The organism is Streptomyces sp. SID486, from assembly GCF_009865385.1.
Classification (GTDB): domain Bacteria; phylum Actinomycetota; class Actinomycetes; order Streptomycetales; family Streptomycetaceae; genus Streptomyces.
In genome coordinates, this window is sequence record NZ_WWJT01000611.1 from 1 (window position 1) to 6,164 (window position 6,164).

A 6,164-nucleotide genomic window follows, 5' to 3' on the forward strand; every position below is an offset into this window, starting at 1 on the left:
CGGCACCCCGCCCCAGCCCCGCTCCCGGCCCGGGCCGGCCAGGCCCGGGCGATCCGTCTCCCGCCGAGGGGTCAGCCGGTGGTGAGGCGCACCCGGGAGGCGGTCACGACGGTGCCCAGGCGCGGGAAGTCGAGCCGGACGGACGCCTCGTGCTCGGCCGCGGTGAGCGCGGCCATGGCGTCCTCGGCGAAGACGAGGTCGTAGCCGAGGTCGGCGGCGGCGCGGGCGGTGGACTCCACGCCCAGGTTGGTGGCGATGCCGCCGAACACCAGCGTGGTGACACCGCGTTCGCGCAGCCGCTCGTCGAGGCCGGTGCCCTGGAAGGCGCCGATCGTCCGCTTGACCACCTCCAGGTCGCCGTCGCGGACGAGACCGGTCACCAGTGCGCTGCCGGGCGGTTGCTCGGCGGCGGCGGGACGCTCGGCCCGCACGAGCACCACGAGGGCGCCGGCGCGGCGGAACTCGGCGGCCAACTCCTCCGCCGCGAGGAGGACTTCGGTGCCTTTGCGGGGTTCCAGGGGCAGCGCGACGATGCGGTCCATCAGGTCGACGAGGACGAGGGCGGTGTGCTGCGGATCGAGCACGCAAGCTGCGGTCATGACGGAACGTTAGCCGCCGTCAGCCGTCCGTGCCGGAAATCCGGATCAACAGGCGCGTGAACTGCTCGCGTTCGGCGGCCGACAGGGGGGCGAGCAGCCGGTCGTTGGCGGCGCGGGCCGCCTCCTCGCAGCGCAGGAGGAGACGGGCGCCGTCGCCGGTGAGGGAGACGGCGTTCTTGCGCCGGTCGCGGGGGTCGGGGGCGCGGTCGACCAGGCCGGCGGACTGCAGGTCGTTCAGGACGCCGACCAGATCCTTGGGGTCGAGACCCACGCCGCGGCCGAGATCGGCCTGGGCCACGGGGGCGAGGTCGCGGATGGCGGAGAGGACGACGTGGTGCCACATCTTCAGCCCTTCGGCCGCGAGGGCCTCCGCGACCAGGGCGCGGCCCCGCGCGGCGGCCCGGCCGAGGAGCCAGCTGGGCAGGGAGCGGATCGCGGGCAGGGGTGCTTCGGCCATGCGGGCAGGCTATCCGAAGAATCATTGGACTTCCCAACGAACCTCACTTACCGTTGGGGCTCCCAACGATTTCATGGGTGTTCCCAACGATCGACGGGGCCGGGTCCCCCGGCCCGTGGAGGTTCCGATGCGTCGTGTCCGGTACGAGTCCACCGGTGGCCCGCTGTTCCTGGAGGAGGTGGCCGTCCCCGCCGCCGGCCCCGGTGAGCTGCTGGTGCGCTGTGCGGCCGTCGGCGTCACCCTGCCGATGGTCCGCAAGGTGACCGAAGCCGCGCGGCCGGTGCCGCTGGGCGGTGAGGTCGCGGGCGAGGTGGTGGCGGCGGGCGAGGGCGTGACCCGGTTCCGCGTCGGCGACCGGGTGACGGGGCTGTGCTTCGGTCACGGGTACGCCGAGTTCGCCGTGGTGCACGAGGCCATGGCCTCCCCGGTGCCGGACGGCGCGGACGCGGTGACGGCGGTCGCGCTGGTGCGCAGCGGCCTGGTGGCGCTCGGGGCGCTGGAGGCCGCGCGGCTCGCGCCGGGAGAGTCGGTCCTCGTCACGGCGGCGGCGAGCGGCGTCGGGCACCTGGCGGTGCAGCTGGCGCGGGCACGGGGTGCCGGGCGGGTGCTGGGGGCGGTCTCCGAGCGGCGGAAGGCGGAGTTCGTCCGCTCCCTCGGCGTGGACGACTGCGTGCGGTACGACGACGGCTGGGGCGAGCCCGTCGACTGCGTGCTGGACGCGGTCGGCGGCGGTCTGCTCACTCCCGCCCTCGGCGCGCTGGCCCCGCACGGCCGCCTGGTCGCCTACAGTTCCGGCGGCGGCACGATCCAGGCGTACGACCTGCTGGTGGGCGCCAGGTCGGTGATCGGCTTCCAGATGGCGCTGATCGCCCGCGGCCGTCCGGAGCTGGCCGAGCAGTGGCGGCAGGAGCTGTGGCGGTTGTTCGCCGAAGGGGCCGTGAAACCCGTCGTGCACGGGGAGTTCGCGCTCGAGGACGCGGCGGCGGCACACGAGACGATCACCACCCGGGCCAACCTCGGCAAAGTCGTCCTGCGCCCGTGAGTGCACGCTTCTTGTGAGCCATGCTGCCCCCAACTACCGTCGGTGGGACGCACGTTGGACGTGGGATGTCCGGACGTCCAGATGTCCGGCCGACGAAGGGCAGGTCGCACCGTGCCGTCAGGTCTTCGCGCCCGTCTCAGATCCGTTCTCGCCACCGCCGCCGTGACCGCGGCCGGTCTGCTCGCACCGTTCGTACCCGCCGGACCGGCGCACGCCCAGCCCGTCGCGAGAACGGCCCAGTTCGACCAGCAGGTGCTGTTCAAGGCCGACCGGGACCCCGGGTACGCCTGCTTCCGCATCCCGGCGGTCGTCCGGACGACCGCCGGGACACTGCTGGCGTTCGCCGAGGGACGCGTCCTCAACTGCGGGGACGCGGCCGACATCGACATCGTGGTCAAGCGGTCCACGGACGGCGGACACACCTGGGGGCCGCTCCAGGTCGTCAACGAGGGCGCCGGAGACACCCACGGCAACCCGGCACCGATCGTGGACCGCTCCACCGGCCGCGTCTGGCTCGCGGAGACGTACAACACGGGCCGCACGGACGGGGCGAGCTGCTCGGTCCCCTGCGACCGCACCCCGCATCTGCAGTACAGCGACGACGACGGCCGTACCTGGTCCCGGCCGCGCGACCTGAGCCCCGAGATCCTGCCCGGCGACTGGAACTCGTGGTACGCCACCGGGCCCGTGCACGGCATCCAGCTCACCCACGGCCGGTACGCCGGACGCCTGGTCTTCGGCGTCAACACCGAGACCTGGGACGGCAGCAGGGTCTCCGCCAACCACGCGGCCCTGATCGTCAGCGACGACCACGGCGGCCACTGGCGCATCGGTGCCACGGACACCTGGCCCATCGCCTCCGACGGCACCTTCCGGCAGAAGCCCTCCGAACTCACCCTCGTCGAGCGGGACGACGGTTCGGTCCTGGTCAGCGGCCGGGAGCAGGACGGCACCGACCTCGGGCACCGCACCCAGGCCGTCAGCCGCGACGGCGGCGGCAGCTTCACCGCTCCCTTCCGCGGCCTGCCGGACCTGTACGCCCCGCAGGTGCAGGGCTCGATGCTGCGGGTGGGCGACCGCGTCCTGCTCGCCTGCCCCGGCGACCCCGACCGGCGCCGCACGATGATGATCCGCTCCTCCTACGACGGCGGCCGGACGTGGGACAGCGTGGACCGCGGCACGGTCGTCACCACGGACTGGTCCGGCTACTCCGATCTGGTGCGCATCGACCCGGCCACGCTCGGCCTGCTGTACGAGGGCGGTGCGGTGGACGCCCGCGACGAGATCCGGTTCGCCCGCTTCACCGAGGACTGGCTCGCGCCGCGCCGCGGCCCCGACCCGGTCACCCCCGACCGCGCCCGGCACGCCCGCCCGGCGGCGGTGCTCGGGGACCCGCGGCGGACGGACGGCGTGTCCGGGGGCGCGCTCGAGTTCGACGGAACCGGCGACGCGGTCCGGCTGCCGTACCGGGCCGGGCTTCCGCTGGGCACGAGGGACTTCACCGAGTCGCTCTGGTTCCGGTACACCGCGACGACCGGGGAGCAGCCGTTCCTGTGGATGGGCGGGATCGGCAGCAGCCAGCCGCAGGTGTGGCTGCGCGGTGAGCCGGCGAGCGACCGGGTGCAGGCGCTGATCACCGCGCGGGACGGAGCGGGCGCGCCGCGGACCGTGTCCGTGCGCACGGGTACCGCCTACAACGACGGCCGCTGGCACCACGCAGTCCTGCGCCGGGGCGGCGGACGGCTGTCGCTGTCCGTCGACGGTACGGAGTCCTCCGCGCCGGACGTCCCGGGCTCGGTCAGCCGCAACTCGCCCTTCGGGGTCCACGTCGGTCAGCGCATGGACGGCCGCGCCTCCCTCACCGGCGCGCTGGACGAGGTGCGGGTGTGGGACCGGGTGCTCACCGACGAGGAGCTGGCCGATCCGGACGTGCTGGGCTCACCCGAGGACACGGTCCTGTGGCTGCCCCTGGACCGGGTGCGCGGCTGACCCCTCGGTCTCCGCCGCGCCCGTCCCCCCGGGCGCGTCCACGGCCTCCTCGGACGCGCCCGCGGCCTCCTCGGACGCCTCCTCGGTCACCTCCGGATCGCGGGCGCGGCGCTTGGCGATGACCGCGCACACCATCAGCTGCATCTGGTGGAACAGCATCAGCGGCAGGACGGCCAGGGAGGCGTGGCCGGCGAACAGGACGCTCGCCATCGGCAGCCCGGAGGCGAGGGACTTCTTCGACCCGGCGAACTGGATGGCGATCCGGTCCGCCCGGCCGAAGCCGAGCGCCCTGGCGCCGTACCAGGTCAGGGCCAGCATCACGGCCAGCAGGACGGCCTCGACGCCCAGCAGCCCGGCCAGCCGCAGAGGGCTCACCTGGTGCCAGATGCCCTGGTTCATGCCCTCGCTGAAGGCGGTGTAGACGACCAGCAGGATGGAGCCGCGGTCCACCAGGCCGAGGACCTTCTTGTGCCGGGTGACGAAGCCGCCGATCCAGCGCCGCAGCACCTGTCCGGCGAGGAACGGCACCAGCAGCTGGAGCACGATCTTCACCAGCGAGTCCGTGGAGAACCCGACGTCGTCCCCGCCGAGCAGCCCCGCCGCGAGCAGCGGGGTGAGGACGATGCCGACGAGGGAGGAGAAGGATCCGGCGCAGATCGCCGCGGGCACGTTGCCGCGGGCGATCGAGGTGAACGCGATGGACGACTGGATCGTGGACGGCACCAGCGTCAGGAACAGCAGGCCCTGGTAGAGGGGCTGGGTCAGCAGGACCGGCACCAGCCCGCGCGCGGCCAGCCCGAACACCGGGAAGAGGACGAAGGTGCAGACCAGGACGGTGACGTGCAGCCGCCAGTGCTTCAGCCCGTCCAGCGCCTCACGGGTGGAGAGCCGGGCGCCGTAGAGGAAGAAGAGGAAGGCGATCGCCGCCGTGGACGCGCCCGACGCCACGTCGGCCGCCGTTCCCCGGGCCGGGAGCAGCGCGGCGAGGCCCACCGTCGCGAGCAGTACCACGATGTACGGGTCGATCGGCATCCAACTCGGCCAGCGCAGGCGTTTCACAGTGCTCCGATTCGCCGTGGGTTGCTGTGTGCGTCGTACGGTCCGGGCCCACAGGGCCCCCTCCATCGTCCTCCGCCGGCCTTCGATCGGGAAACCCGCACACCGCACTGACTGCCATCACGTTCTGCGATCACCGGCTAGGCTCGGGCGAGTGTACGAACCGACGCAGCTGCGCACCTTCCTGGCGGTCGCCCAGACGCTGAGCTTCACCCAGGCCGCCCGGCGGCTGGGGCTGCGTCAGTCCACGGTGAGCCAGCACGTGCGGCGGCTGGAGGACGCGGCCGGCCGGCAGCTGTTCACCCGGGACACCCACTCGGTGGAGCTGACCGAGGACGGCGAGGCGATGCTCGGCTTCGCCCGCCGCCTCCTGGAGGTGCACGAGCAGGCGACGGCCTTCTTCACCGGCACCCGCGTGCGCGGCCGGCTGCGGTTCGGCGCCTCGGAGGACTTCGTCCTGACCCGGCTGCCGGAGATCCTGGAGGGCTTCCGCTACGACCATCCGGAGGTCGACCTGGAGCTGACGGTGGAACTGTCCGGCACCCTGCACGAGCGGCTGGCCGCCGGGAAGCTCGACCTGGTGCTGGCCAAGCGACGCCCGGAGGATCCCCGCGGCGAGCTGGTCTGGCGCGACGACCTGGTGTGGATCGGCGCCGAGCGGCTGCGGCTGGACCCGGACCGGCCCGTTCCGCTGATCGTGTACCCGCCGCCGGGCATCACCCGGGCCCGCGCGCTGGAGGTCCTGGAGCGGGAGGGCCGGCAGTGGCGGATCGTGTGCACGAGCGGCAGCCTCAGCGGGCTGATCGCCGCCGCCCGCGCGGGCCTCGGGGTGATGGCCCACTCCCGGCGGCTGATCCCGCCGGGCCTGTTCCGGCTGCCCGTGGCGGTGCCCCCCGGCCGGGCGGAGCCGCGCGCCAGGGGGAACGCCGGCCTGCCCGACCTGGGCAAGGTCGACTTCGTCCTCGTCCACGGCCGGGGCCGGGGCCCCGCGGAGTCCGCCGCGAACGCGCTGGCGGCGGCG

At 73.9% G+C, this 6,164-nt stretch carries 6 protein-coding genes; 3 read left to right on the forward strand and 3 right to left on the reverse strand.

Features of this window, described 5'->3' with window-relative positions; all coding sequences use genetic code 11:
• Positions 1 to 71: 71 nt before the first annotated feature.
• Together GT045_RS28665 and GT045_RS28670 are read right to left on the reverse strand one after the other, a co-directional pair.
• On the reverse strand, positions 72 to 599 hold the full coding sequence (locus GT045_RS28665) for an isochorismatase family protein (protein ID WP_202529111.1): 528 nt from the start codon (positions 597 to 599) through the stop codon (positions 72 to 74).
• Positions 600 to 618: 19 nt separating this feature from the next.
• Positions 619 to 1,056, reverse strand: a complete 438-nt coding sequence (locus GT045_RS28670) for a MarR family winged helix-turn-helix transcriptional regulator (protein WP_161335956.1) — start codon at positions 1,054 to 1,056, stop codon at positions 619 to 621.
• A 127-nt stretch (positions 1,057 to 1,183) separates the two neighbouring features.
• On the opposite strand from GT045_RS28670, the gene GT045_RS28675 reads away from it, so the two are divergent.
• Positions 1,184 to 2,098, forward strand: coding sequence for a zinc-binding dehydrogenase (locus GT045_RS28675; protein ID WP_161335957.1), 915 nt, complete (start codon positions 1,184 to 1,186; stop codon positions 2,096 to 2,098).
• 111 nt (positions 2,099 to 2,209) lie between these two features.
• Positions 2,210 to 4,087: an exo-alpha-sialidase gene (locus GT045_RS28680; RefSeq protein WP_161335958.1), complete on the forward strand. Its 1,878-nt coding sequence runs from the start codon at positions 2,210 to 2,212 to the stop codon at positions 4,085 to 4,087.
• Here GT045_RS28680 and GT045_RS28685 read toward each other — a convergent pair.
• A complete protein-coding gene (locus GT045_RS28685; protein WP_161335959.1) occupies positions 4,037 to 5,119 on the reverse strand; it encodes a bile acid:sodium symporter family protein in 1,083 nt (360 codons plus the stop codon). The genes GT045_RS28680 and GT045_RS28685 overlap by 51 nt on opposite strands.
• Positions 5,120 to 5,297: 178 nt before the next feature.
• On the opposite strand from GT045_RS28685, the gene GT045_RS28690 reads away from it, so the two are divergent.
• Positions 5,298 to 6,164 (forward strand): LysR substrate-binding domain-containing protein (locus GT045_RS28690; protein WP_161335960.1); only part of this gene is annotated, 867 nt, incomplete at its 3' end.

Bases quoted from the DNA above. Each gene is read 5' to 3' on its own strand.
- GT045_RS28685 (WP_161335959.1), bottom strand. From the start codon at position 5,119: ATGCCGATCGACCCGTACATCGTGGTACTGCTCGCGACGGTGGGCCTC.
- GT045_RS28665 (WP_202529111.1), bottom strand. From the start codon at position 599: ATGACCGCAGCTTGCGTGCTCGATCCGCAGCACACCGCCCTCGTCCTC.
- GT045_RS28670 (WP_161335956.1), bottom strand. From the start codon at position 1,056: ATGGCCGAAGCACCCCTGCCCGCGATCCGCTCCCTGCCCAGCTGGCTC.
- GT045_RS28675 (WP_161335957.1), top strand. From the start codon at position 1,184: ATGCGTCGTGTCCGGTACGAGTCCACCGGTGGCCCGCTGTTCCTGGAG.